We start from the raw sequence: 25,057 nt of genomic DNA, 5'->3' as shown, positions 1-25,057 counted from the left end.
AAGGCAAAAGGTGAAAATATGGTTTCCTTTTTCATTATCACACCTCACTAACTTCTTTGTACATTTTCACCATAACAAAATACTCAACCGCTTTCAAATATCTGAAACATTTTCCGTATCACTTGGTCAACTTTCATCACTAACTTTTACTTTACGACGCTGCAATCTAATCCCCATTAGCTAAAGCAATAGCCCCCAAAACTTAGTCCACGTTTTGGGGGCATCACTTTGCTTATACTATTAATCCACCATGTCCGTCAAGAGCTCGATATAGCGCTTGGCCAGGTCGGATTGCTTGCGGTAGCTGGCGTGGATATAGCCGATATGGTTGGGTTCCTGGTCGCGGACAGGGATGGTCCGCATCATGGTCTTGAAGGGTGAGCTCAAGATTCCGGAGCCAATCAGATAGGCATCGGTATTGACCAGGACATTGATAGAACTCCCCCGGTCGGAAACCATGATCTGCTGCTGGTCCTTGTTATCCCCTTCAATCACCTCTTCCGAGAATTGCAGGGTATTGCTCTCCTTCTGCTCAAAGCCTAGGGAAGGATAGGGTTCCAGGTCTTCTAAGCTCACACTGTCCCGGTCCGCTAGGGGGTGGTCATGGCCCACAAAGATATGGACCGAGAATTCACCCAACTCCACGAAGTCCAGCTCATGGCGGTTCAGGTATTGCTGGATGACTTTACGGTTATTGGGATTCATGTAGAGAATGCCCAATTCGCTGTAGGCTGAGCGCACATCGTGGAGGACTTCCTTGGTTGAGGTTTCCAACAAACGGAAGTCTGTCTGCGAGGTGTCCGATTCCGCAATCAGCTGGGAGAAGGCCTCGGAGGCAAAGTCATAGTGCTGGCCCGACACCGAGAAAATCTGCTTGCCTGTTGGCTCCAGGTAGCGCTTCTCCAAGACATCCACTTGGGAGAGGATATCCCGGGCATAGGAGAGGAACTCGCTCCCTTCCGGCGTGATATAGATCCCCCGCTTGGTCCGTTCAAAGATCTGGATCTGGTATTCTTCTTCTAATTCTTTAATCGCAGTGGATAGACTGGATTGAGCCATGTACAGGCGGCGGGCAGCCTCCCGGAAGGACCCACTATCTGCTGCCACTACAACATACTTTAATTTATGAAAATTCATTGTCGCACCCCTCGCCTCTCTTCTTATCATCACTTACTATACAAAAATAAGCGCACTTGCGCAAGCAAAAAAATAGGGGCCCCATTTTGGAGCCCCCTTAATTAGCGCGTGATCAGTGATTTTATCAGGCTTGGCCAAATACCAAAATCTGGTCCAAAAGCTTGTCATCATCAGCTTTTTGTCTTATTTTATCAGTATCTAAGCTAGGCCACTGACACCTAAAAGCGAACAGTGCTTATCGAAATTCCGAATGTCCCCGATCAGCGCACCACGAGGACATCGCAGTGGGCATGGCGGACAATATAGGATGATACAGAGCCTAAGAGGGCCCGGCGGATGCTGCCCTTACCGGTTGAACCCACAACAATCAGATCGATGTCATTGGCCTCAGCATAGGACACAATCTCATCCTTGGCTTCGCCTCTGAGCAGCTTAATTTCTGCCCGGTCAAAGCCCAGGGACTTGACGTAAGCTTCATCCTCTTCCAACTTGATCCGGTTCTTGTCATATAAGATATCGCTCAGCTTGGTATAATCGCTAGCATCCGTATAAGCACCGAAGTCATCAATCACGTTCAATATCGTCAGATCAGCCCCATGGTGTTGGGCTAAGTCAACTGCTGCTTCTAAGGCCGCTTTGGCGGGTGTTGACCCATCCACAGGGGCTAGAATACGTTTAATCTCTTTCATTATAATCCCCTCCGTGAACTATTTTTTCTACTAACCTAATTATAGCCCAAAAGCAGAGGGAAGCAAGCGCTTTCTAGGTCTTTCGCTTAATCTTTCTTATCGAAGTTAATGGCGTCATATTTTTCAGGATTTTCCTGGAATTTACGCACAACATAAGGGCAGAGAGCCTTAATTTGCTTACCTTCTTTGGACATTTCAGCCACCAGGTGGTCCAGCAACTTGCCCGCAATTCCTTGCCCGCGCAAGCTCTCATCCACATAGGTATGGTCGGCAATCACAAAGTCCTCGGAAGCTGGGGAATAAGTAATTTCAGCGATTTTCTCGCCTTCATCTGAACGAATCACATAGGCATTATTCTCTTTGATAATTTCATTAGCCATTAGGCATCGCTCCTTTCTTGGTCTTATTCTAACATCTTTTTAGTCAATTGCCTCGCCAGAGCCTTGCTCCCTTGCTTTTACCAGCCAGGTGATTATACTGGAAGAAAGGAGTCGATCACATGGGATTTAAATTCGATATCACACAGCTCAAGGGCTTCGGCGACCGCTTTGACCTGGCCCAGAAGAAAAAGAAGACAAAAGAGCCAGTGGATGCCAGCAAGCTGGACCAGCTCTTCAGCAACAGCTTCCTCCAGGCTCATTCCGACCTAGTCTCCAAGGGCGACCTCCTAGCCCAAGTCGGTAGGGACAGTCTGGAAGCTATGGAGGACATGCCGAGCCAACAGCTGGACCCTATCATAGCGGCCCATAGCCCCTACGATAGCTATGAAGCCTTCAAACTAGCTGCTATCCGCTACCAACAGGAATAAAAACTACAAGAGAACACGGATACTGGCATAATTTTGCCCATTTCCCCTAGCCAAGTCATTGACTAGGGGATTTTTATTTTGTAAGGGTTTTCTTGCATAGTATATTATAAAATGATATCATTATGATATCAAATAGAATGGAGGATGTTGAAATGAAGAAGAATCAGAATCAAATTGACCAGCTGGGCCAACAGTTGGACCACAGCGATAAGATCGAAGAGAAGGTGCTCGTCGGCAAACAGAAGGGCATGATCGTCTTGATCACTTATTTTGTCTTACTAGTGCTTGCTGTTCTAGGATTTATTTGGGGCATTAATCAAGACGGTAACCAGGCTGGATCCAACTTGGTGATTGGTCTAGCCCTGGCTTATATCGCCTTCGCTTGGGTCTTCCTCCTTGGTCTCAAGGTGCTTAAGCCCCAAGAAGCCCTGACTTTAACCCTCTTTGGCCACTACTATGGAAGCCTCAAGGGAGCGGGCTTCTACTATGTCAACCCTTTCGCCCAGGCTTTTAACCCAGCGGCCCAGACCAAGTTAGGACAGAGCGGGGATGTTAGTGAGCAACCTAGCGGGGCCAGCCAAGATAAGGAAGCCATTAGCTTGAACCTCAATCGTCAGGACAAAAAGATCTCGATGAAGGTCATGACCCTCAACAATTCCAAGCAAAAGATTAATGACTATCTGGGCAACCCAGTTGAGATTGGTGTCGCTGTTATCTGGAAGGTCAACGACACAGCCAAGGCAGTCTTCAATGTCGATAACTTCAAGGAATATCTCTCCCTGCAAACAGATACCGCCTTGCGCAATATCATCCGCCAATACCCCTATGACGTCAATCCTCGCGTTCCTATCGATACTAGCGGGGACGGCGAACCTGACGATGGGTCCTTACGCGGGTCTTCGGAAATTGTGGCCCAACGCATCAAGAATGAAATCCAAGAACGGGTGGAATTTGCTGGGCTAGAAATCCTGGAAGCTCGGATCACCCACCTCTCCTATGCACCAGAAATCGCAGCTGCCATGCTCCAACGCCAACAAGCCTCCGCCCTGATCGATGCCCGCGCCATGATCGTGGACGGCGCAGTCGGCATGGTCGATATGGCCCTGGCCAAACTAGAAGAAGAGTCCGTCGTCGAACTCGATGAAGAACGCAAGGCTGCCATGGTCTCCAACCTTCTCGTCGTCTTATGCGGAAATAACGACGTCTCACCCATTGTCAATTCAGGGAGCCTCTACTAGCCTTGGCTAAGAAGAAACAAGTCCCCCTCCGGATTTCCGACAAGCTCTACCAAGAACTCGCAGCCTGGGCAGAAGATGATTTCCGCTCGATCAATGGTCAGATCGAATATCTTCTCACCGCCTGCGTCAAACAGCACAAGAAAAATGGCAAATACGTCTCCGAAAGCCAGGACGACCACTTCGAACCTGAGAGAGTGTGACAAAAGTCGATCAGGCCTGAACCACTGGAGCGAACTATGTCCAAGCGTTGATCAACGTTTGGACATAGTTCGTGAAGTGGATGTCAGGTCTGACTTTTGGAACAGGTTTTTGAAAAATATTTGCTATTTAAAAAGAGATCGGAATCTTTGTCTCAGTCATTTCTCAGAAAAGCATAAAAAAGTTTTAAAAGCCAGCAGAGCATCCATCACTTTCTGCTGGCTTTTGCTTTGACTTCTCGAGAAATTTCACCTATACTGTATATACCGTATATATACGATATGAGTGGGAGATTTTATGCATATTTTATTGTCGTCATCCAGTGACCAACCAATTTACGAACAAATTATCCAAGAAATCCAAGGACAAATCCTCAAGGGCAGCCTGACACCAGGCCAGCAACTGCCCTCCTTAAGGCAACTTGCCCGTGACCTCAATGTGTCGATTATTACTACCAAGCGGGCCTACGAAGAGCTCGAACAAGCGGGCTTCGTCCAATCCATACCAGGCAAGGGAACCTTTGTCGCCCACTTGAATGTGGACTTCTTACAGGAACAAGAGCGCTTGAAATTAGACCATTACTTGCAGGAGGCGGTCCGTACCGCGCGCAAGCTAGACCTCAACGCCAAGGACCTTTATCAGTTACTACAGTCACTTTTTGAAGAGGAGGAATCGTCATCATGACAGACCAAGCCATTCGTTTAGACGGGGTGACTAAGGCCTATCCATCTTTCCAGCTGGGTAAGCTTGATTTAGCTATTCCTAAGGGTTATATTACAGGTTTCATTGGCCCTAATGGTTCAGGGAAAACCACCACCATGCAATTAATCATGGGACTCATCCATGCCGACCAAGGGGCTATCCGAGTTCTCGGCCGGTCCATGGATCAAGACGCCATTACCATTAAAGACCAGATTGGTTTTGTCTATGCTGAAAACCCTATCCCTGAGAATTTCAAGATCAAACAATTAGAGAATATTGTCAAAAAGGCCTACAGTCAATGGGACACAGGCCTTTTTTCGCGCTATTGTGACCAGTTCGGCCTTTCCGTCGACCAGAAGATCAAGGATTTCTCGACGGGGATGAAATTCAAGCTGGCCCTAGCCATTGCCCTCTCCCACCATGCCCACTTAATTATTCTCGATGAGCCAAGTTCAGGCTTAGACCCGATTGTGCGCCGAGAAATCCTAGACCTGCTCCAGGAAGAAATGCTGGACGGGGAGACAAGCATTCTGATCTCCAGCCATAATACCCAAGAGCTCGAGCAGATTGCTGACTACATCATCTTTATCGACCAGGGGCAAGTCGTCTTTAATGCCTCGACGCTCGACCTTAGAGACCGTTACCGCTTGGTTAAGGGGCCTGTTGAGCTCTTGGAAGACCCAGAAATAGTAGCACTCCTAGAAGGCATCCAGACCAGTCCCCACGGCTTCAAAGCCCTCAGTCAAGATACGCAGGCGCTAAAAGAAAACTACGGGCAGGCGCTAATGATTGAAAGGGCTAGCTTAGAAGATATCATGTACCACACAGTGAAAGGAGATTCTCATGAAAGCACTGATTTATAAGGACTGGCTCCAGTCTTGGAAGTTCTTAGCTGTCTTACTCCTCATCGCTTGTTTCTTCACCTTTACTTTAAGCGAAGACAAGTCTGCCTCTTTCTTTCCCTTTATCAGTCTCTATGGCGCGATCATGTGCCTGTCCACTGAGAACGCCAGTGACCAAGTCTTCTACAACTCCCTGCCGGTCAGCCGTAGCCAGTATGTCCTGGCCCACTACCTCTTCGCCATGGCTTCGACGACCGCTCTCCTCTTGATTGGCTATGCTCTAAATTTCCTGACCCCCACTTATCCTTTCAGCCAAGCCGTCTTCTATTTCTTCTTGAGCTTGCTCGTCGTGGCCCTCTTCTTCCCCCTCCATCTCTTCCTAGGGCGCCGGATCTCCCTGCTGATTTTTATGGTCATCTGGTTCGCTAGCTTCACCATCGGCCCCTGGCTCATGAAAACATTCGACGGCGGTAGGCAGGTTATCATCTGGCTCCAATCCCTCTCCACCACAAGCTTGCTGATGGCCTTTTACCTCATCTGCACTTGTCTCTGGGGCCTCTCCCTCTTCCTATCCATCAAATACTACCAGCAAAAAGACCTATAATAATAGAAAAAGGAAGCCTAGAGCCATCCGCTCTGACTTCCTTTTTACTTGGCTAGCAAGTTAACGCACAGCATCAAAAGCTTGCTTGAGGTCTGCGACCAAGTCTTCAGCAAATTCAATCCCCGTCGAAATCCGTAAAATTTCATCGGTCAAACCATAAGAGAGCCGGACCTCTTCAGGAATATCCGCATGGGTCTGGGTCTTAGGATAGGTAATCAAACTCTCCACCCCACCCAAGCTCTCCGCAAAGGTAATAATATCTAGGGCCTGGAGGAAGTCACTGATCAATTCCGTATCCTTAATAGCAAAGGACAACATCCCCCCACGGCCAGGATAATTCACGGCTGTCACTAGGGGCTCTTCCTTCAGGTAGTCCACAATAGCCCGCGCATTCTTCTCATGCTGCTTGAAGCGAAGCGCCAAAGTCTTCAAGCCCCGGATCACTAACCAAGAATCAAAGACACTCAAGGTCGAGCCCGTTGTGTTCAATTGGAAGTCTAATTTTTCTCCGAGGTCATCGCGCGAACAGACCACCAAGCCAGCTAGAACATCATTGTGGCCAGCCAAGTATTTAGTAGCCGAATGTACAACAACATCTGCTCCAAGTTCCAGAGGCCGTTGGATAATCGGTGTATAGAAGGTATTGTCGACCACTAAGAGCGCGCCCGCTGCCTTGGCCAAATCAGCAATGGCTTCAATATCAAATTCTACCATCAAGGGGTTAGTGGGGGTTTCAATAAAGACCATGGCTGTCTCTTCCTTCAAGGCAGCCTCCAAAGCTTCCTGGTCCAAACAGTATTCAAATTGGTAGACCCCTAATTCTTCCATGTGGTGGAAGTAACGGTAGGCCCCCCCATAGAGATCTTGGAGGGTAACAATCCGGTCGCCAGCCTTTAAGAGACCTTCCAGGACTAACTGGATAGCTGCCATCCCTGAAGCCGTTGCGAAGCCATATTTGCCCCCTTCGAGCTCTGCAATTCCTGCCTGCAAGACATCTCTAGTCGGATTAGCGGTGCGCACATAGTCATAACCCGTCGATTCCCCCAAGTGTGGGTGGGCATAAGCTGTACTGAGATAGATTGGTGTATTAATTGCCCCTGTCCGCGGATCGCTGTGGTTACCTAACTGCGCCAAAATCGTTTCAACGTGTTTCATATTTATCTGCCCCTGTTCTCTATATATATCATTCATCATAGCATGGAATCCTTAGCTAAAAGCGATCAATAAGAGAACACCTGTGTTCGCTAAAAGCGATCAATTATTTTCCAACTTGATCATAATCAAAAACACCCCAGCTCACGACATAAGCTAGGGTGCAGGTAGGCAATGACAAAGATTGCCGGCTAATTTTAATAAAAGAAGTAAGTGATCACTAACATGGTAATTAAAGCAACGAAGTGACAGCCACCGACAATCGCGAAGGAATCACGATAAGTCGACTTCTGAGGCAGATGTGTTAGAGAGCTAAAGGTAATGTAGGCTCCGGCATGGGGAAGGAGAGCAAAGATTGAAGATGCCACACCTGAGATCCGGTGAACGACAACAGGGTCAACCCCCTCAGCAATAATCTCTGGTGCCATCGTATTGACTAAGATCCCCACTGTCCCTGAAGAAGAACCAGTAATAGCCCCCAAGGCAACGGACACGATGGTCAAGCGTAAGACTGGGTTGGCAAGGACACTGTTTAAGAAGGTCACAATGAAGTTAAAGCCTGTCGACTCAATCAAGACCGTCCCGAATGCCACTGTACTCCCCATGGCTAGGGTTGGCATTACAGCATCAGCTGCCCCCTCATTCAAGAGTTCCTTATCCGAAGAATTCAAATATTTTCTGAAGAAAATAGCACAGAGTAAAACAGCTACTAGGAGGGCAATGACAACAATATTAGTCACTTCACTAAACATAAAGATAATCCCAATCAAGACCAACATCGGCAAGATACTCAAGAAGAAAGGTGGTATATCTTCCTCAGCCACTTCCTCTTCATCCAGGTCGGACTCATCAGGGTCTGGCAGCTCTTGGTCCGTATCCTCGAGGTAAGAATAGAAGGTCTCACCATTAGCTAAACTCTTGTCCAAGCGGAATTTCATGTAGGCCACCCCATAAATAAAGGCCACAATCGACGCCCCGAAACCGAGCAATTTCCCAGCCGTCATTGATGTGCCCAGAGCTTCTGCTGGGATAACATTGGTTGGTGAAGGGGTCCCTGGCAGCATGGTCATCGTAATTGACGCCACCCCTAAGAAGACAGGGATACAGATCAAGCGCCAATTAATATCCAGTTCCTTAAAGACCGAGTGAGCAATGGGAATAATCGCGAAGTAAACAATCACCGAGTTGATCCCCCCATAAGAAATCAAGAGCCCAATGACAGCGAGGGCAAAGAGGGCATTAAAAGGTTTATCCCGGCCCACAATCTTTAAGACCGTCCGCGCAATCGAGGTCGTCGCATGGGAATCCTGCATGTACTGCGACAGAATCGTCCCCAAGATAAACAGTGCGAACATACTGACAAAGAAATTACCCACTGAAGCCAGGTAAGACTGCTCAGGACTGAGCATCCATTCCAGTACATTCATGCGATTCGTTACTAAGACTACCATTGTCGCTAGAGGAGCTCCGATTAATATATTGAGCCCCTTAGCTGAAAAGAGGATAATCAAACAGATGGCGGCTAAAACGCCAATAAATCCAATAATTTCCATAATAATCTCCTTATATTAAGTTATCCATTCTAATTTAGTCTATCAAATAAAAAAACAAATTGCGAACATGACCGCTTAAACTAAGCAATAAAGCAAGAAAAAAGACCTAGTTTGAACTAGGCCCCCTAAATGAAGCTACAGATGGGATTTGAACCCACGACCTCCGCCTTACCAAGGCGACGCTCTACCGACTGAGCTACTGCAGCAAGCTATAAAAGAAAAACTCCGCAAGTAGGACTCGAACCTACGACATCTTGATTAACAGTCAAGCGCTACTACCAACTGAGCTATTGCGGAATAATGAACTGCGCGGCAGCGTCCTAGTCTCACAGGGGGCAACCCCCAACTACATTCGGCGCTAAGAAGCTTAACTGCTGTGTTCGGCATGGGAACAGGTGTGACCTTCTTGCCATTACCACCGCACAATTTCTATTTAATTGAGAAAAGCTTGTTCTCTCAAAACTGAATCTGCTCGTAATTACCCAACCACTCATACAATCTTATCCTTTGGATAAGTCCTCGACCGATTAGTACTGGTCCGCTCCATATATCGCTATACTTCCACTTCCAGCCTATCTACCTGATCATCTCTCAGGGGTCTTACTACTTTAAAAGTATGGGAAATCTCATCTCGAGGGGGCTTCACGCTTAGATGCTTTCAGCGCTTATCCCTGCCGCACATAGCTACCCAGCTCTGCTCCTGGTGGAACAACTGGTACACCAGCGGTGCGTCCATCCCGGTCCTCTCGTACTAAGGACAGCTCCTCTCAAATTTCCAACGCCCGCGACGGATAGGGACCGAACTGTCTCACGACGTTCTGAACCCAGCTCGCGTACCGCTTTAATGGGCGAACAGCCCAACCCTTGGGACCGACTTCAGCCCCAGGATGCGATGAGCCGACATCGAGGTGCCAAACCTCCCCGTCGATGTGAACTCTTGGGGGAGATAAGCCTGTTATCCCCAGGGTAGCTTTTATCCGTTGAGCGATGGCCCTTCCATGCGGAACCACCGGATCACTAAGCCCGACTTTCGTCCCTGCTCGACTTGTAGGTCTCGCAGTCAAGCTCCCTTCTGCCTTTACACTCTGCGAATGATTTCCAACCATTCTGAGGGAACCTTTGGGCGCCTCCGTTACACTTTAGGAGGCGACCGCCCCAGTCAAACTGCCCGACTGACACTGTCTCCCGACCAGATCTATGGTCGCGGGTTAGAGTGGTCATGTCACAAGGGTAGTATCCCACTTGTGCCTCCACCGAGACTAGCGTCCCGGTTTCAATGGCTCCTACCTATCCTGTACATGTCACACAAACACTCAATATCAACCTGCAGTGAAGCTCCATGGGGTCTTTCCGTCCTGTCGCGGGTAACCAGCATCTTCACTGGTACTACAATTTCACCGAGTCTCTCGTTGAGACAGTGCCCAAATCGTTACGCCTTTCGTGCGGGTCAGAACTTACCTGACAAGGAATTTCGCTACCTTAGGACCGTTATAGTTACGGCCGCCGTTTACTGGGGCTTCAATTCAGAGCTTCGCTTACGCTAACCCTTCCTCTTAACCTTCCAGCACCGGGCAGGCGTCAGCCTCTATACGTCATCTTTCGATTTGGCAGAGACCTATGTTTTTGATAAACAGTCGCTTGGGCCTATTCACTGCGGCTGGCCTTGCGGCCAGCACCCCTTCTCCCGAAGTTACGGGGTCATTTTGCCGAGTTCCTTAACGAGAGTTCGCTCGCTCACCTTAGGATTCTCTCCTCAACTACCTGTGTCGGTTTGCGGTACGGGTTGTCTGATTCTCACTAGAAACTTTTCTTGACAGTGTGACATCAGCAGCTTCGGTACTAAACTTCCCTCCCCGTCACAACTCATCCTTAGGATGTTAAGCCTTTTACTCAACATCAGACTTGTTGCTTGGACGCGTTTTTCCATCTCCGCGCTCTGCTTAGCCTCCTGTGTCCTTCCATTGCTCAAACAAATCAGACAAGTACAGGAATCTCAACCTGTTGGCCATCGCCTACACCTTTCGGTCTCGGCTTAGGTCCCGACTAACCCTGGGAGGACGAGCCTTCCCCAGGAAACCTTAGTTATTCGGCGGACGGGATTCTCACCCGTCTTTCGCTACTCATACCGGCATTCTCACTTCTAAGCACTCCACATGTCCTCACGATCATGCTTCGCCGTCCTTAGAACGCTCTCCTACCATGTCCTTAGACATCCACAGCTTCGGTGTTCAGTTTAGCCCCGGTACATTTTCGGCGCAGGGTCACTCGACTAGTGAGCTATTACGCACTCTTTGAATGATGGCTGCTTCTAAGCCAACATCCTAGTTGTCTGTGCAACCCCACATCCTTTTCCACTTAACTGAAACTTTGGGACCTTAGCTGGTGGTCTGGGCTGTTTCCCTTTCCACTACGGATCTTATCACTCGCAGTGTGACTCCCGGATTAAAATATTTGGCATTCGGAGTTTATCAGTTTTCGGTAATCCTTGTTGGACCCCTAGAACAAACAGTGCTCTACCTCCAATATTCATCATCCGAGGCTAGCCCTAAAGCTATTTCGGAGAGAACCAGCTATCTCCAGGTTCGATTGGAATTTCACCGCTACCCACACCTCATCCCCGCCTTTTTCAACAGACGTGGGTTCGGCCCTCCAGTGCGTTTTACCGCACCTTCAGCCTGGACATGGGTAGATCACCTGGTTTCGGGTCTACGACAACATACTCAACGCCCACTTCAGACTCGCTTTCGCTGTGGCTCCGACTCTTCGTCTTAACCTTGCATGCTATCGTAACTCGCCGGTCCGTTCTACAAAAAGTACGCCATCACCCATTAACGGGCTCTGACTGCTTGTAGGCATACGGTTTCAGGTACTCTTTCACTCCCCTCCCGGGGTGCTTTTCACCTTTCCCTCACGGTACTGGTTCACTATCGGTCACTAGGTAGTATTTAGCCTTGCCGGATGGTCCCGGCGGATTCCGACGGAATTTCACGTGGTCCGTCGTACTCAGGATACTGGTAATGTTAGTTGGGCTTTCGTCTACAGGATTCTCACCTTCTCTGATTGGCCTTCCCATGCCATTCGACTAACCCGCCTAAATCATAGGTCCCAGTCCTACAACCCCAAAGAGCAAGCTCTTTGGTTTGGGCTCTTTCCGTTTCGCTCGCCGCTACTCAGGAAATCGATTTTTCTTTCTCTTCCTACAGGTACTGAGATGTTTCAGTTCCCTGCGTCTACCTCTAACAAGCTATGTATTCACTTGAAAGTCATCATCGATCAAGATGATGGGGTTCCCCCATTCGGAAATCTCCGGATCAAAGCTTACTTACAGCTCCCCGAAGCATATCGGTGTTCGTCCCGTCCTTCATCGGCTCCTAGTGCCAAGGCATTCACCGTACGCCCTTATTCACTTAACCGTTGGTTAAGTTGTATGATGTGCGAAAAGTTTAATTAAACTCTTTCGGTTTTTTACTCTTGGTAAAATTGGTTTATATCCTTAACTGCTTCCTGGTGGTCACAGTTAAAAATATGGTTATTACTTGCAGTATTCAGTTTTCAAAGAACAAGTTGCAACCACATTGGGTTGCTATGGAGAATAGCGGGATCGAACCGCTGACCTCCTGCGTGCAAAGCAGGCGCTCTCCCAGCTGAGCTAATCCCCATAGGATTTTTTATTTAATTAATGGGCCTGAATGGATTCGAACCATCGACCTCACCCTTATCAGGGGTGCGCTCTAACCAACTGAGCTACAGGCCCGGTTACTTTCCATTTCGCTTGAGATAGGCCTCTCAAAACTGAACAAAGTGACGATTGTGTATTCCGTTATATCCTTAGAAAGGAGGTGATCCAGCCGCACCTTCCGATACGGCTACCTTGTTACGACTTCACCCCAATCATCTGTCCCACCTTCGGCGGCTGGCTCCAAAAGGTTACCTCACCGACTTCGGGTGTTACAAACTCTCGTGGTGTGACGGGCGGTGTGTACAAGACCCGGGAACGTATTCACCGCGGCGTGCTGATCCGCGATTACTAGCGATTCCGGCTTCATGCAGGCGAGTTGCAGCCTGCAATCCGAACTGAGAATGGCTTTAAGGGATTCGCTGACTCTCGCGAGTTCGCAGCCCGTTGTACCATCCATTGTAGCACGTGTGTAGCCCAAGTCATAAGGGGCATGATGATTTGACGTCATCCCCGCCTTCCTCCGGTTTGTCACCGGCAGTCTCGCTAGAGTGCCCAACTAAATGCTGGCAACTAACAATAAGGGTTGCGCTCGTTGCGGGACTTAACCCAACATCTCACGACACGAGCTGACGACAACCATGCACCACCTGTCACTTTGTCCCCGAAGGGAAAGCTCTATCTCTAGAGTGGTCAAAGGATGTCAAGACTTGGTAAGGTTCTTCGCGTTGCTTCGAATTAAACCACATGCTCCACCGCTTGTGCGGGTCCCCGTCAATTCCTTTGAGTTTCAGCCTTGCGGCCGTACTCCCCAGGCGGAGTGCTTAATGCGTTAACTGCGGCACTGAAGGGCGGAAACCCTCCAACACCTAGCACTCATCGTTTACGGCGTGGACTACCAGGGTATCTAATCCTGTTTGCTACCCACGCTTTCGAGCCTCAGTGTCAGTTACAGACCAGAAAGTCGCCTTCGCCACTGGTGTTCTTCCATATATCTACGCATTCCACCGCTACACATGGAGTTCCACTTTCCTCTTCTGCACTCAAGTTTCCCAGTTTCCAATGACCCTCCACGGTTAAGCCGTGGGCTTTCACATCAGACTTAAGAAACCACCTGCGCTCCCTTTACGCCCAATAAATCCGGACAACGCTTGCCACCTACGTATTACCGCGGCTGCTGGCACGTAGTTAGCCGTGGCTTTCTGGTAAGATACCGTCAAGACTGTAGCAGTTACTCTACAATTTGTTCTTCTCTTACAACAGAGTTTTACGATCCGAAAACCTTCTTCACTCACGCGGCATTGCTCCGTCAGGCTTGCGCCCATTGCGGAAGATTCCCTACTGCTGCCTCCCGTAGGAGTCTGGGCCGTGTCTCAGTCCCAGTGTGGCCGATTACCCTCTCAGGTCGGCTATGCATCATGGCCTTGGTAAGCTTTTATCCCACCAACTAGCTAATGCACCGCAAGACCATCTATGAGTGACAGCAAAAGCCGTCTTTCCAATTTGTCAGATGCCTGACAAATTACTATGCGGTATTAGCACCCGTTTCCGAATGTTGTCCCCCGCTCATAGGTAGGTTCCTTACGTGTTACTCACCCGTCCGCCGCTAACGTCAGAAGTGCAAGCACTTCGTCGGTTCGCTCGACTTGCATGTATTAGGCATGCCGCCAGCGTTCGTCCTGAGCCAGGATCAAACTCTCATGAAAGATTCATGAGCTTTGATAAGCTCGTTATTGCTGACTTTTTATAGTTGTTTGCTCAACTATTTATTGTTTGAATTGTTGGTTCATCAACTCGAGGTTGATGCCCTACACAATTGGTTCGTCTTCTTTGTTCAGTTTTCAAAGGTCTATCTCGTCTCTCTTTGAGACAACTATTTAATGATATCTCATCGAGAACGAAATGTCAAGAACTTTTTTTAAAATTCTTTTTTTGTTTACTTGAGAAACAACTTTTATAGCATAGCATTTCTCGTAGGTCTTCGTCAAGGCTTTTTCAAAAAATATTTATTTTGCTTACGGCCTTTTTGAGGACAAGAAATATATTATCACCTTTCTAGATCTTTGTAAAGTCTTTTTCTTAATTTTACTTGGAAAAAATAAAAAAAGTGACAAAAGCCCAGTTAGCAGCTTTTGTCACTCTTTACTCGATCTCCTACCAGTTTTCGTCGATAAAGCTTTGGCGGCCGGAGCCTCGACGGTAGCGTTGGTAGTGTTCGGGATTCTTCTTATAGAAATCTTGGTGGTAGTCTTCTGCTGGATAAAAGGTTTGGGCGGGTTCAATCTGAGTCACAATCGGATCGTCGAAACGTCCGCTGGCTTCGAGTGCCGCTTTAGAATCAAATGCTGCTTGCTTCTGCTCTTCATCCGCATAAAAGATCACTGGCCGGTAAGAATCTCCCCGGTCAACGAATTGACCCATAGCATCCGTTGGGTCTGTCTGTTGCCAGTAAATCTTCAGTAAGTCTTCATAAGAAATTACATCAGGGTCGTAAGTAATTTCGACAGCTTCTGTGTGGCCGGTATTGCCCCGGCAGACTTCCTGATAAGTTGGATTGGGCACATGTCCACCAGTATAACCCGATACAACCGAAATAATACCAGGATATTGGTCGAAGGGTTGGACCATACACCAAAAACATCCCCCTGCAAAAATAGCTTTCTTTTCTGCCATATCGCATCACCTTCCTTTGCTAACTTACTTCTATTGTAACAGCTTTTCGGTCGTTCACCTACTTCTAGGTCTTAAATGACAAAAGAGGCCGGGGCTTTTGTCCCAACCTCTTCTCACTTGTTTGATTACTCAGTTTCTAACCTAAAGCATTCTCTTTAGTAATTTTCGTTACGCCACCCATGTAAGGAACGAGTACTTCTGGGATGGTCACTGAGCCATCCGCATTTTGATAGTTTTCAAGGACTGCTGCTACGGTCCGACCGACAGCCAAACCTGAACCGTTCAAGGTATGGGCGAGTTGTGGTTTACCGTTCTCATCGCGGTAGCGGATCTTAGCCCGGCGTGCTTGGAAGTCTACGCAGTTTGAGCATGATGAAATTTCCCGGTAGGTATCTTGGGCTGGGATCCAAACTTCGATGTCATAAGTCTTAGAAGCTGAGAAGCCCATGTCACCGGTACAGAGAACAATGCGACGGTAAGGTAATTTCAGCATCTCTAAAATATTTTCCGCATTTTGGGTCATGCTTTCGAGTTCATCGAAGGATTGGTCGGGTTTAGCAAATTTGACCATTTCAACCTTGTGGAATTGGTGGAGACGAATCAAGCCCCGGGTATCTCGGCCTGCAGACCCCGCTTCTGAACGGAAGCAAGGTGACATGGCAGTGAACTTAATAGGTAATTCTTCACCTGGAATGATATCTCCTGCATAGTAGTTGGTCAAGGTCACTTCGGCAGTTGGGATCAAGGTCAGGTCGCGATCGTCATGTTCAATTTGGAAAACATCTTCAGTAAATTTAGGGAACTGACCAGTCCCGTACATGGCTTGGTCATTGGCCAGGTAAGGGGTGATGGTTTCAATATAGCCTTCCTTAGCATGTTGGTCGAGCATGAAGTTGTAGAGGGCCCGTTCCAGCTTAGCCCCCATCCCACGATAGTAGAGGAAACGTGAGCCAGCTACCTTGCCCCCCGCTGCGAAATCAAGAATGCCTAAGTCTTCACCGATTTCGTAGTGGGCTTTAGGCGTGAAGTCAAAGTCTGGCAGGTCGCCTTTGCGGTGGATTTCTTCATTATCGTCTTCATCTTCCCCCACTGGAACACCTTCTGCAGGCAGGTTGGGAATGCGGGCTAAAATATCATGGCGTTTGTTTTCGACCTCTTTGACTTCTTGGTCTAGCTTAGAGATTTCCTCGCCTAATTCCTGCATGGCCTTAATCTTGTCATCTGCATCTTCTTTGTTCCGCTTCAACTGGGCAATTTCTTCAGAAGTTTGATTGCGGACTTTCTTCTGTTCTTCAACTTGGACTAAGAGCTTACGGCGGTCTTCATCGAGAGCCATCACTTGGCCCAACTCTTCCCGGCTCACCCCGCGAGTCTCTAACAATTGGGCTGTTTCTTCAAAATTATTTCGTAATTGACGCATATCAATCATGGGTCTTCCTCCTCCATTGGTGTAAAAAATTAAAATAAAAAAAGCTATTCCATACCCTTTCGATTAAGAAAGGGACGGAATAGCTGCTTGTTTCGGCATTATTGCGCGGTACCACCCTGCTTCAGCATATCACTATATGCTTGCTGCACTCTTCAGTTAACGGTCTGTCCGGAAATGCTTCACCCATCTGCGGGCTCGCACTCAGCGATTGTGTGGATTCCATGATAACAAGTATCCGTTCCCACCGACCACGGACTCTCTTGAACTTATCCATCACTTACTAGTCACAATCCTACTTTTTATCTATTAATGCTATTATAATCTTTCTCTTAATAAATGTCAATTTGTCTTTGCAATTTGCGTATCGAGCCAGTCTTCCACCTGGTCCACCAGGGATTCAATCAACTGGGACATGCGCCGGGTCACCCGGACAATGGGGCTCAGACTTTCCACTTCTTCACTCGGCACAATGGCATTGGTCAAGGCCATATCCTGGCCCTCCACATCTTTAAGGAAGGGCAGGTGGATGGTCACCTGGTTAACGGCCTGGCTAGGATCGAGCGGAGCCTTCACTTGCAGGGTCCCTTGGGGGGTATACCGCCAATTATCGCTATAAGATTCCACCTTTTCTTGGCCCCAATCGATTCCTTGAGGCAAGAAGGCAGCTGAATTATCCTGGTAGAGCAGATCCACCTGGTCTTGGCGGCCTTGGTAGACATCCACATGGTCCCGGCTAGCGAAGACTTCCCCTTTTTGGTGGACGAGGGTCCAAGCTAGATTGTCCTGCAGACCGTTCAATAACTTGTTAGTTTCCCGGTAGCGGGCCTCATTATCGCTCGCTCCCAGGGTCAAAAGCAAGACTGGACGGTCGTTGATCCGGCTAACAATCAGGATGCAAGCTCCAGCCAAGTCTTCCGTCCCAGTCTTCAAGCCCAAGACATCTTCGCGTCCATAAGCCAGTCCCGGGAGAAACTCATTGAAGTTCACCATTCGAAAAGTCGTCTCTGGGTTAACTTGGAAGTCCTTAACGGAAACGGCCGAGCGTTTGAGAATATCGGGATAGTCTTTCAATAAGTGCTGGGTCATCCGCAAGAGGTCAATCCCCCGCATCTGGTTTTCATCCTGGCTGGTGTACTGGTCACCATTAGTGGTCTGGTACTTGCCATCAAGTCCCGAGGCCGTATAGAGCTGATAGTCTGTAATCCCCAAGGACTCCAACTTATCGCCCATCTGTTCCACAAAAGTCGCCTCGTCCCCTGCCACATATTGGGCCAGGGCCACAATGGCTGAATTAGCTGAATAAATCAAGGTGGCATCGATCAGGTCGCCGGCAGTGTAATAGTCCGTTGACGCATCCAGAGGGACATTAGATAAGTTGGGGAGGCGGGAGAGTTCAGCCACCCCTTCAGAGACGGGAATCTTGGTATCGAAATCTAATTGACCAGCCTTGATGGCATCGTAAACCACATACAAGCTCAGCAACTTGGTCAAGGAAGCAATCCCGTGCAAGTTATCATCCTGGTAGCGGAAGAGGGCCTGGCCAGTCGCTTGGTCCATGGCTGCTGCTTGGTCAACTTCTAAGTTCAATTGGGCTGCGAGTTGGCTCGAAAAATCATCCAAACTTGTTCCCTGGTCCTCAGCCAGTACCAGACTAGGCGTCAAGACCGTCCACAACAAGCTCAATACGAGACCAACTTTGAATACTTTCAGCTTCTTTCCAAGATTCATCCATTCAACCTCTCTTCCTGGTAATGATTCGGAATTTTAAAAATAAAACGTGTGCTATGGCTATCAGATTCAGCCCATATCTTGCCGTGGTGGTGGAAGACAACCCCTTCTGCAATGGCCAAACCTAGCCCAGAGCCGGATTTTTCTTGCGACCGTGAACTATCCACCCTGTAAAAACGTTGGAAGAGCCGGTCTAAGGCCTCTTCTGGAATCTGGTCGCCATCATTTTCGACGACAAAAGTGGTCTCTTTAGCATCCTGGCTGACCGCCACACGGACATAGTCACCGTCGCCACCATATTTAAAGGCATTGGTCAGTAGGTTAGAGAAAACCCGGGCCAGCTGCTCTGGATCCACATCGACAATGATTTCCTGGTCTTCTGGGACATCCAAGCGGAGCTCGCGACCAGCTTGTTCCGCCTCCATCTCAAATTCAACCAGCATCTGTTGGAGCATCCGCACCACATTGATGGGCATGACATTGAGCTGGATATTGACCTGGCTAATCTTCGTATATTCAAAGAGGTCATTCACCATCCGCTGCAATTGCAAGGACTTGGTATAAGCAATATGGGCATAGTGCTTCATTTCTTCCTCATCGTTATAGTGGCCGCTCTCCAAGAGACCCAAGTAGCCGATCACCGAGGTCAGCGGGGTCCGGATATCATGGGACATGTTGACAATCAACTCATCCTTGGACTGTTCAATCCGGCGCTCCTCCTCCATGGCCTCAACCGTGCTATCCACCAAGCGGTTAATCGAGGACACCACCGGCTTCATCGAATCCAAGTGCTTGCTGGAAATCCGGTGGTCATAGTTTCCCTGAGAAATAAAATGCAGCTCGTCCAAGATATAACCTAATTGGACCGTCCGATAGCGCCGGTAGATCCGCCAAGCCACCGCTCCCAGGCCAATCACCACATAGCAGAGGGTGAAGCCCAGAAAGAAGTTTTGTTGGAAATAGGGTTGGAGAATAATGGAGAAGGGATTTTGCTGCATAATCTGGACATAGTAATAATCGTAGGCAAAGATCAAAACGAACATAATGCCAAAATATCCCAGCAAAAGAATGGCTGTCCAAACCACCGCCTCAAAACAAACTTCGAGGAAGACGCGGTATTTACTTCGTTTGGAATGGTACATGAAATGGCCTCCCTTCATCCATTCATACTAGGCCTGGTCAGCTGTCGGATCAACAATCCGGTAGCCCACACCCCAAACCGTTGAGATAACCTTATCACCATTGGTTGCCTTGCCGATCTTGTCGCGCAAGTGGCTGACATGGACCATAACCGTCTTGGCTGACACCACCGAATCCTGCTGCCAAACCCGCTCAAAAATCTCATCTGCACTGAAGACTTCATTCGGGTGACTAGCTAAGAGATAAAGGATCCCAAATTCTAAAGCTGTGAGCTGGATCTCCTTCCCATCGATGGTCTTCACCTCATGGGAATTCTTATGAATCGTCAAAGGCCCAATCTCAATCGTATCGGTATTATTCTCATCCGACAAGTTAGCCCGACGCAAGAGGGACTTCACCCGGGCCATGACTTCTAGGGCATTGAAGGGCTTGGTCACATAGTCATCCGCCCCCGTCGTCAAGCCAGAAATCTTGTCCATATCGCTGGACTTAGCCGACAACAAGAGGATTGGAATCTCAACATTCCGCCCCCGGAGCTCCTTCAAGAGGGTCAAACCATCCTTACCCGGCATCATAATATCCAAGATCATCAAGTCAATATCTGGATTATCCACCATCTGCTTGAGGGCGTCATCCCCATCAAAGGCCTGAACCACCTGGTAACCCTCATTCTTAGAATAAATCGTCAATAACTCAACAATATCCTTATCATCATCTACAATTAATAACTTCATCTCGCCACTCCCTTACACAAAAAATGATTTACATACTATTACTTTACTAAGAACACACTCCCCTATATTTTAGCAAAACATCCCTAGCATTGTTTAAAGAAAACCCACAAATCTCCTTAAGAAAGAATTAAATCAAAGGGTGTGAGCAAGAGCGGTTAGCTTTGGATGCTTGGAGTAAGTCGGAATAAGGGCAAGCCCCGCTTGCACGTTTCCGACTTGCGAAAGCACTCCAAAGCTGCTCTTGCGAGCCCAACTGAAGGGTGTGAGGGAGCGCGGGTAGAAGAGGAGCCGCTTCTGCGCGACCGAACCCGACTAAAGGGTGTGAGGGCTGGCGCTCAACTTGACCAATCCCCAATCGGACTGGCGGATTGTGGCTTGGGAGCTTTTAACCCCCAATTGTCCCATTCGAGTGTGGGTTGCCAGGCCCCAGCCCCCAACCAAGGGGATTAACTGTGGGTTGACACTTTCCAATCCCCAAACAAGGCCGCCGAATGTGGCTTGAAAATAGCCAACCCCCAATCGAAGCTTCCGAGTGTGGGTTACTCCACCCTCAGCACCCCAAAGAAAAAGGAGCAGGCTGCCCTGCTCCTTTCTTTATTCATATAGAGCCTATTTCAAAGCATCGACAATCGCTTTATTGAAAGCCTCTAAGTCTGCTGGGGTCCGACTGGAGATAATACCGGATGGATCAATGACAACTTCTTCATCAAAGAAGTTGGCGCCCGCATTTTTCACATCGACAGCGACTTGTTTAACAGCCGTAATGGACTTGCCCTTCAGAACATCAGCGTTGACGAGTAGTTGAGGGGCGTGGCAGATAGAGAAAATCGGTTTGCGTTTGAAAGCAAAATGACGCACAAAGTCGAGCACGCGTTCATCGCCCCGCAATTTATCAGGAGAATAGCCACCAGGGATGAGCAAGGCATCATAGTCTTCACCCTTGGCTCCGTCAATGCCAACAGCGACTTCGACTTCTGTATCTTCACTTTTACCTGTAACGGTTTGGCCAGCTTCGAGCCCCACGGTCACTACTCCATGACCAGCTGCCTCGAGGGCTTCCTTAGGTGATGTAAACTCTGAATCTTCGAATAGGTCTGTGATAATTGCTGCAATTTTTGCCATAAATTATGGAACCTCCTTCAATTCAATACAAGTTCAACTTCTCTTCCATCCTAACATGTCAACTGGCTAAAGGCGAGCAATCCGCTCATCTTCCCTAATAAGATAAAGAAAAAACGCCTAGACGAAGCTAGACGTTTTTAATCTATTTTCTGCACTTTAATGTCGATGATTAATTAAGGAAATTAATTTTATATCAAACACTTAACCCCGAGAGTAGTTTGGTGCTTCCTTGGTAATTTGAATGTCGTGTGGGTGGGATTCAATCAGACCAGCGGCTGACATGCGGACAAATTGAGCGTTTTGGCGGAGGTCTTCAATATTGTGTGCCCCGCAGTAGCCCATGCCTGAGCGGATACCACCGACCATTTGGAAGATAATATCAACGACTGAGCCCTTGTAGCTGACCCGGCCTTCGATACCTTCTGGAACTAGCTTGTTGGCTTCATTGACTTCACCTTGGAAGTAGCGGTCTGCCGAACCCTTCTTCATGGCACCTAGACTGCCCATGCCACGGTAGGTCTTGAAGCGGCGGCCTTGGTAGATTTCAATCTCGCCTGGGGATTCATCCGTTCCTGCTAGCATGGACCCTAACATCACGGCATGGCCACCTGCAGCCAGGGCTTTGACAATGTCCCCTGAATACTTAATCCCCCCATCGGCAATGATGGTCTTGCCGTATTCATTGGCTACTTCAGCAGCATCGTAAATCGCTGTCAGTTGTGGCACGCCGACCCCAGCAACTACCCGGGTGGTACAGATCGATCCTGGGCCAATGCCAACTTTAACAATATCTACACCCGTTTCGAAAAGGGCCCGGGTGCCTTCAGCAGTCGCAACGTTCCCAGCAATCAAGGTAACGTCTGAGAAGTGGTCGCGGATTTCTTTGACCTTGCGGAGGACCCCCTTAGAGTGACCGTGAGCGGTATCGATCACAATGGCATCCACCCCTGCCTCAACCAAGGCCTTGGCGCGTTCAAAGGTATCTGAGGTCACTCCGACAGCGGCCCCGCAGATCAAACGCCCCTTGGCATCTTTAGCGGCATTCGGATAGTCGGTAACGTTTTGAATGTCTTTGAAGGTAATTAAACCCGTCAAACGGCCTTGGTCATCGATCAAGGGGAGTTTTTCGATGCGGTATTTCTGTAAGAGAGCTTCGGCTTCTTCCAGACTCGTATTCGAAGGAGCGGTCACCATTTCTTCAGTGGTCATGTATTCGTGGATCGGTTCGGACAGGTCGCGGACGAAGCGGATATCGCGGTTGGTAATGATCCCTAATAATTCACGCGAGCTTTCATCCTTGACGATAGGCACCCCGCTGATATGGTAGCGGGCCATCAAGTCCTCTGCCTCTTGGACCTGGTTGTCTGGGAAGAGGTAGAAAGGATTGGTAATGACGCCACTTTCCGAACGTTTCACCTTGCGAACTTCCTCTGCTTGCTGGTCGATGGTCATATTCTTATGAATAATACCTAGACCGCCAGAACGCGCCATAGCAATGGCCATATCCGCTTCGGTTACCGTATCCATAGAGGCTGATAAGATCGGCACATTCAACTTCAAGTGGTCAGATAGCTGGATCCCTAAATCCGCCTCATCAGGCAGGACATCACTTTCAGCAGGCACGAGTAAGACATCATCGAAGGTAATTCCTTCTTTTACAAATTTATTTTCCCAGTTCGACATGGTGTTAATCCGCTCCTTTTCCTTTTTAGATTATTCAATAGGATAGCCCAAACTTCCGAAACTGTCAACAATTATTTGAATATTTTACAGTTAATAACGAACTTTTATGATAAATATTATTTTATTGTTCGTCTTATAGCTTATCTTGGACGCCTGCTAGGGCTTGGTCAGCTTGGAAGCCTCGACCATCGATAAAGACAGCAGGACTGGCTTCAACACCGACTGCTTGGCCTTCTTTATGGGCTGCCTTGAGGGCTTCTTGATTGCCTTGGTAACTGTAGCCTAGTTCTTCTTCGGCGAACTTAAAAACGCCTTCGAAGTCAGAGGCCTCCCATTCTGGACGTCGACTGAGAATCTCTTCGACTTGGTCTAGGGCCTTGTCCGAATCTTGGTAATCAATAAAACGCTGCATCACTTCACCCTTGTAGCCGCCACCGTGACGCAGGCTAAAGATCTTGGTCACTAGGCGGATTTGTCCGGATTCTACCGCTTGGCGTAAGATCGGGAAAGCTTCCTTAACATAGGCCGCAGATTCCGGCTCGTAGAGATCGATGAATTGGTAGACCGTCTTTTCTGCCTGGTCCGAACCGAGGACAAAGCCATTAGCGTCGCTGAGGGCAGAAGGATCAAAGGAATTTTTTAGTGCTTGGTCTTCAAGGGCTTCTTGCAACCACTTGCGAATGGTGAAGTAGTCTTCGTGCTCATCTAAGATGTGGCCAGCCAGGAAAACGGTTGGCACGAAACGCACCCCATTGCCTTCCCCTTCTTGGCGGATGGCTTGGGCAATGTCTTCATTATCTTGGCGTTCCAGACCAACGACATTCTCCACCCAGTCCTTAACGCCATCATGGTCCATCTCACCCCAGACATCCTGGTTGGCATAGAAATAATGGATCATCTGATAAGCTTCCTCTGGTCGGTCGTAGTCAATGTATTGGTGGAGGATATTGGCCTTGGAGAGCTCATGCTTGTCGCGGTCGTAAGACTTGATAATCCGCTGCAACTTACCCGCTGCCACCCACTCATCCAGCAAGTAGGAATTACTCTGGAAGAACTTCCGGGCAAAAGGACAGCGGTAATTAATGAACTCAATCGATTTGATGGGGGCATCATCGCAGCCCAATTTCAAACCGAGCTCCGTACCGATCCCCTTAGGATTAATATCTGCAGTATTCATATAGAAACAACCTCCTCAGTTAGTTAGCTTCATTGTAACAAGAAGAAGGGGCAAGGACTATAAAAAGCCCTCCAGTAGGGATAGGATTTCTTAGCTGAATTGCATTGATGAGCATCCGTTACGCTTTTGAATTTGGTCCTTATAGAGCCATGGCACCGGCTCGAGCCAAGGTCTCTCGCCTAGCAAATCTCAAACGGACCGTACGGCTGATGCCTACGTTCCGTAATTCGCTTTACTTGCTTGTTCATGGCTAAGGACCAACTTCAACGCTTCACTCCTGCTCATAAATAAATTGTTTATAAAATAAGTTTTCTTTAATTGCTAAATAGTCGTAACTAAAAATGAAGCAGCAGGCACTATAAAAAGGATTCCACGAAGGATAGAGCTTCTAAGCCAAATGGTATTAATGGGCATACTTTGCACTTTTGAATTTGGCTCTTAACTATTGAAAAAGCTCCCAAATTTAGACTTTAAAGCCAAAATTTGGGAGCTTGTTACTGTCTTTCTTATTAACTCATTAGCTACTAGCTTTCCTTAGTTATGCCGATGCTTTCTATGGTATTGGATGAATTTTATGACATAAAAAGCATGCATGAGATAAATTGGGAAGGCTAACGTCAACCAGCTGCGATATCCCAGATACTTTAAACAAAGCTAAGATAATCACTTGAATTAGTATGGAAATGATTAAGACATCTTTTCGGTAGATAGTTTCATTCACCATGTTCGCGGTCACCTCAATGAATATTTATGCTAAGTGAGAACTTAAGCT

20 protein-coding genes, 4 tRNA genes and 3 rRNA genes are annotated in these 25,057 nt (G+C 48.1%); 7 read left to right on the top strand and 20 right to left on the bottom strand.

What is annotated here, in order from left to right; translation table 11 throughout:
* Nucleotides 1-240: 240 nt before the first annotated feature.
* From AWM72_RS04395 to AWM72_RS04385, 3 genes are all read right to left on the bottom strand, one after another.
* Nucleotides 241-1,137 (bottom strand): LysR family transcriptional regulator, encoded by an 897-nt coding sequence (locus AWM72_RS04395; protein ID WP_067973802.1) that lies wholly within the window; start codon nucleotides 1,135-1,137, stop codon nucleotides 241-243.
* Nucleotides 1,138-1,397: 260 nt separating this feature from the next.
* The gene (locus tag AWM72_RS04390) at nucleotides 1,398-1,826 is read right to left on the bottom strand and encodes a universal stress protein (protein WP_067973799.1); all 429 of its coding nucleotides are present in this window, start codon (nucleotides 1,824-1,826) and stop codon (nucleotides 1,398-1,400) included.
* Between the two features lie 86 nt (nucleotides 1,827-1,912).
* On the bottom strand, nucleotides 1,913-2,206 hold the full coding sequence (locus tag AWM72_RS04385) for a GNAT family N-acetyltransferase (protein WP_067973794.1): 294 nt from the start codon (nucleotides 2,204-2,206) through the stop codon (nucleotides 1,913-1,915).
* A 119-nt stretch (nucleotides 2,207-2,325) separates the two neighbouring features.
* Between AWM72_RS04385 and AWM72_RS04380 the strand changes: the two genes are divergently transcribed.
* The 6 genes from AWM72_RS04380 to AWM72_RS04355 all read left to right on the top strand — a co-directional run bounded on the left by AWM72_RS04380 (nucleotide 2,326) and on the right by AWM72_RS04355 (nucleotide 6,218).
* Nucleotides 2,326-2,634, top strand: coding sequence for a hypothetical protein (locus AWM72_RS04380; protein ID WP_067973791.1), 309 nt, complete (start codon nucleotides 2,326-2,328; stop codon nucleotides 2,632-2,634).
* A gap of 212 nt (nucleotides 2,635-2,846) precedes the next feature.
* Nucleotides 2,847-3,872: an SPFH domain-containing protein gene (locus tag AWM72_RS04375; RefSeq protein ID WP_198434433.1), complete on the top strand. Its 1,026-nt coding sequence runs from the start codon at nucleotides 2,847-2,849 to the stop codon at nucleotides 3,870-3,872.
* A 2-nt stretch (nucleotides 3,873-3,874) separates the two neighbouring features.
* Nucleotides 3,875-4,072, top strand: coding sequence for a type II toxin-antitoxin system antitoxin (locus AWM72_RS04370; protein ID WP_067973789.1), 198 nt, complete (start codon nucleotides 3,875-3,877; stop codon nucleotides 4,070-4,072).
* A 295-nt stretch (nucleotides 4,073-4,367) separates the two neighbouring features.
* A complete protein-coding gene (locus tag AWM72_RS04365; RefSeq protein WP_067973786.1) occupies nucleotides 4,368-4,754 on the top strand; it encodes a GntR family transcriptional regulator in 387 nt (128 codons plus the stop codon).
* A complete protein-coding gene (locus AWM72_RS04360; RefSeq protein ID WP_067973783.1) occupies nucleotides 4,751-5,635 on the top strand; it encodes an ABC transporter ATP-binding protein in 885 nt (294 codons plus the stop codon). The genes AWM72_RS04365 and AWM72_RS04360 overlap by 4 nt, the downstream gene beginning before the upstream one ends.
* Nucleotides 5,616-6,218 carry an ABC-2 transporter permease gene (locus tag AWM72_RS04355; RefSeq protein ID WP_067973780.1) on the top strand — a complete coding sequence of 201 codons (603 nt, stop codon included), beginning with the start codon at nucleotides 5,616-5,618 and terminating at the stop codon, nucleotides 6,216-6,218. Before AWM72_RS04360 ends, AWM72_RS04355 begins: the two co-directional genes overlap by 20 nt.
* A gap of 60 nt (nucleotides 6,219-6,278) precedes the next feature.
* Here AWM72_RS04355 and AWM72_RS04350 read toward each other — a convergent pair whose 3' ends face one another.
* The 14 genes from AWM72_RS04350 to AWM72_RS04285 form a co-directional block, all read right to left on the bottom strand.
* Nucleotides 6,279-7,373, bottom strand: coding sequence for an aminotransferase class I/II-fold pyridoxal phosphate-dependent enzyme (locus AWM72_RS04350; protein ID WP_067973777.1), 1,095 nt, complete (start codon nucleotides 7,371-7,373; stop codon nucleotides 6,279-6,281).
* Between the two features lie 194 nt (nucleotides 7,374-7,567).
* Complete coding sequence (locus AWM72_RS04345; protein WP_067973774.1) at nucleotides 7,568-8,923, bottom strand: GntP family permease; 1,356 nt, start codon at nucleotides 8,921-8,923, stop codon at nucleotides 7,568-7,570.
* Between the two features lie 133 nt (nucleotides 8,924-9,056).
* Nucleotides 9,057-9,129: transfer RNA gene (locus AWM72_RS04340), tRNA-Thr, on the bottom strand.
* Nucleotides 9,130-9,146: 17 nt separating this feature from the next.
* Nucleotides 9,147-9,220, bottom strand: a tRNA-Asn gene (locus tag AWM72_RS04335).
* Between the two features lie 10 nt (nucleotides 9,221-9,230).
* Nucleotides 9,231-9,346, bottom strand: a 5S ribosomal RNA gene (gene rrf, locus AWM72_RS04330).
* A gap of 84 nt (nucleotides 9,347-9,430) precedes the next feature.
* Nucleotides 9,431-12,336, bottom strand: a 23S ribosomal RNA gene (locus AWM72_RS04325).
* 173 nt (nucleotides 12,337-12,509) lie between these two features.
* A tRNA-Ala gene (locus AWM72_RS04320) sits at nucleotides 12,510-12,581 on the bottom strand.
* Nucleotides 12,582-12,603: 22 nt separating this feature from the next.
* A tRNA-Ile gene (locus AWM72_RS04315) sits at nucleotides 12,604-12,677 on the bottom strand.
* A 78-nt stretch (nucleotides 12,678-12,755) separates the two neighbouring features.
* Nucleotides 12,756-14,305, bottom strand: a 16S ribosomal RNA gene (locus AWM72_RS04310).
* Together the 16S, 23S and 5S rRNA genes with 4 tRNA genes alongside form the textbook arrangement of a ribosomal RNA operon.
* Nucleotides 14,306-14,753: 448 nt before the next feature.
* The gene (gene msrA, locus AWM72_RS04305; RefSeq protein WP_067973770.1) at nucleotides 14,754-15,272 is read right to left on the bottom strand and encodes a peptide-methionine (S)-S-oxide reductase MsrA; all 519 of its coding nucleotides are present in this window, start codon (nucleotides 15,270-15,272) and stop codon (nucleotides 14,754-14,756) included.
* 136 nt (nucleotides 15,273-15,408) lie between these two features.
* Nucleotides 15,409-16,701: a serine--tRNA ligase gene (gene serS, locus AWM72_RS04300; protein ID WP_067973765.1), complete on the bottom strand. Its 1,293-nt coding sequence runs from the start codon at nucleotides 16,699-16,701 to the stop codon at nucleotides 15,409-15,411.
* Nucleotides 16,702-17,040: 339 nt separating this feature from the next.
* Nucleotides 17,041-18,429, bottom strand: a complete 1,389-nt coding sequence (locus AWM72_RS04295; RefSeq protein WP_067973762.1) for a serine hydrolase — start codon at nucleotides 18,427-18,429, stop codon at nucleotides 17,041-17,043.
* Nucleotides 18,426-19,571 (bottom strand): sensor histidine kinase, encoded by a 1,146-nt coding sequence (locus AWM72_RS04290; RefSeq protein WP_067973758.1) that lies wholly within the window; start codon nucleotides 19,569-19,571, stop codon nucleotides 18,426-18,428. Before AWM72_RS04290 ends, AWM72_RS04295 begins: the two co-directional genes overlap by 4 nt.
* A 27-nt stretch (nucleotides 19,572-19,598) precedes the next feature.
* Nucleotides 19,599-20,303, bottom strand: a complete 705-nt coding sequence (locus AWM72_RS04285) for a response regulator transcription factor (protein WP_067973754.1) — start codon at nucleotides 20,301-20,303, stop codon at nucleotides 19,599-19,601.
* Nucleotides 20,304-20,468: 165 nt separating this feature from the next.
* Here AWM72_RS04285 and AWM72_RS04280 point away from each other — a divergent pair, with 165 nt between their 5' ends.
* Complete coding sequence (locus tag AWM72_RS04280; RefSeq protein ID WP_067973751.1) at nucleotides 20,469-20,753, top strand: hypothetical protein; 285 nt, start codon at nucleotides 20,469-20,471, stop codon at nucleotides 20,751-20,753.
* Between the two features lie 159 nt (nucleotides 20,754-20,912).
* Here the strand turns inward: AWM72_RS04280 and AWM72_RS04275 are convergent, their stop codons facing one another.
* The 3 genes from AWM72_RS04275 to AWM72_RS04265 form a co-directional block, all read right to left on the bottom strand.
* Nucleotides 20,913-21,425, bottom strand: coding sequence for a type 1 glutamine amidotransferase domain-containing protein (locus AWM72_RS04275; RefSeq protein ID WP_067973747.1), 513 nt, complete (start codon nucleotides 21,423-21,425; stop codon nucleotides 20,913-20,915).
* Between the two features lie 201 nt (nucleotides 21,426-21,626).
* Nucleotides 21,627-23,108: an IMP dehydrogenase gene (gene guaB / locus AWM72_RS04270; protein ID WP_067973742.1), complete on the bottom strand. Its 1,482-nt coding sequence runs from the start codon at nucleotides 23,106-23,108 to the stop codon at nucleotides 21,627-21,629.
* Between the two features lie 133 nt (nucleotides 23,109-23,241).
* The gene (locus AWM72_RS04265) at nucleotides 23,242-24,285 is read right to left on the bottom strand and encodes a thioredoxin domain-containing protein (RefSeq protein WP_067973738.1); all 1,044 of its coding nucleotides are present in this window, start codon (nucleotides 24,283-24,285) and stop codon (nucleotides 23,242-23,244) included.
* Between the last annotated feature and the right edge of the window lie 772 nt (nucleotides 24,286-25,057).

The organism is Aerococcus sanguinicola (assembly GCF_001543145.1).
Lineage (GTDB): Bacteria > Bacillota > Bacilli > Lactobacillales > Aerococcaceae > Aerococcus > Aerococcus sanguinicola.
The sequence above is the reverse complement of the archived record's forward strand: the minus strand, read 5'-3'. Positions and strand labels throughout refer to the sequence as shown.

What these genes read in the sequence shown, in the direction of transcription:
- AWM72_RS04395 (WP_067973802.1), bottom strand. Translation starts at nt 1,137, where the DNA reads ATGAATTTTCATAAATTAAAGTATGTTGTAGTGGCAGCAGATAGTGGG.
- AWM72_RS04390 (WP_067973799.1), bottom strand. Translation starts at nt 1,826, where the DNA reads ATGAAAGAGATTAAACGTATTCTAGCCCCTGTGGATGGGTCAACACCC.
- AWM72_RS04385 (WP_067973794.1), bottom strand. Translation starts at nt 2,206, where the DNA reads ATGGCTAATGAAATTATCAAAGAGAATAATGCCTATGTGATTCGTTCA.
- AWM72_RS04380 (WP_067973791.1), top strand. Translation starts at nt 2,326, where the DNA reads ATGGGATTTAAATTCGATATCACACAGCTCAAGGGCTTCGGCGACCGC.
- AWM72_RS04365 (WP_067973786.1), top strand. Translation starts at nt 4,368, where the DNA reads ATGCATATTTTATTGTCGTCATCCAGTGACCAACCAATTTACGAACAA.
- AWM72_RS04360 (WP_067973783.1), top strand. Translation starts at nt 4,751, where the DNA reads ATGACAGACCAAGCCATTCGTTTAGACGGGGTGACTAAGGCCTATCCA.
- AWM72_RS04355 (WP_067973780.1), top strand. Translation starts at nt 5,616, where the DNA reads ATGAAAGCACTGATTTATAAGGACTGGCTCCAGTCTTGGAAGTTCTTA.
- AWM72_RS04350 (WP_067973777.1), bottom strand. Translation starts at nt 7,373, where the DNA reads ATGAAACACGTTGAAACGATTTTGGCGCAGTTAGGTAACCACAGCGAT.
- AWM72_RS04345 (WP_067973774.1), bottom strand. Translation starts at nt 8,923, where the DNA reads ATGGAAATTATTGGATTTATTGGCGTTTTAGCCGCCATCTGTTTGATT.
- msrA (WP_067973770.1), bottom strand. Translation starts at nt 15,272, where the DNA reads ATGGCAGAAAAGAAAGCTATTTTTGCAGGGGGATGTTTTTGGTGTATG.
- serS (WP_067973765.1), bottom strand. Translation starts at nt 16,701, where the DNA reads ATGATTGATATGCGTCAATTACGAAATAATTTTGAAGAAACAGCCCAA.
- AWM72_RS04295 (WP_067973762.1), bottom strand. Translation starts at nt 18,429, where the DNA reads ATGAATCTTGGAAAGAAGCTGAAAGTATTCAAAGTTGGTCTCGTATTG.
- AWM72_RS04290 (WP_067973758.1), bottom strand. Translation starts at nt 19,571, where the DNA reads ATGTACCATTCCAAACGAAGTAAATACCGCGTCTTCCTCGAAGTTTGT.
- AWM72_RS04285 (WP_067973754.1), bottom strand. Translation starts at nt 20,303, where the DNA reads ATGAAGTTATTAATTGTAGATGATGATAAGGATATTGTTGAGTTATTG.
- AWM72_RS04280 (WP_067973751.1), top strand. Translation starts at nt 20,469, where the DNA reads ATGCTTGGAGTAAGTCGGAATAAGGGCAAGCCCCGCTTGCACGTTTCC.
- AWM72_RS04275 (WP_067973747.1), bottom strand. Translation starts at nt 21,425, where the DNA reads ATGGCAAAAATTGCAGCAATTATCACAGACCTATTCGAAGATTCAGAG.
- guaB (WP_067973742.1), bottom strand. Translation starts at nt 23,108, where the DNA reads ATGTCGAACTGGGAAAATAAATTTGTAAAAGAAGGAATTACCTTCGAT.
- AWM72_RS04265 (WP_067973738.1), bottom strand. Translation starts at nt 24,285, where the DNA reads ATGAATACTGCAGATATTAATCCTAAGGGGATCGGTACGGAGCTCGGT.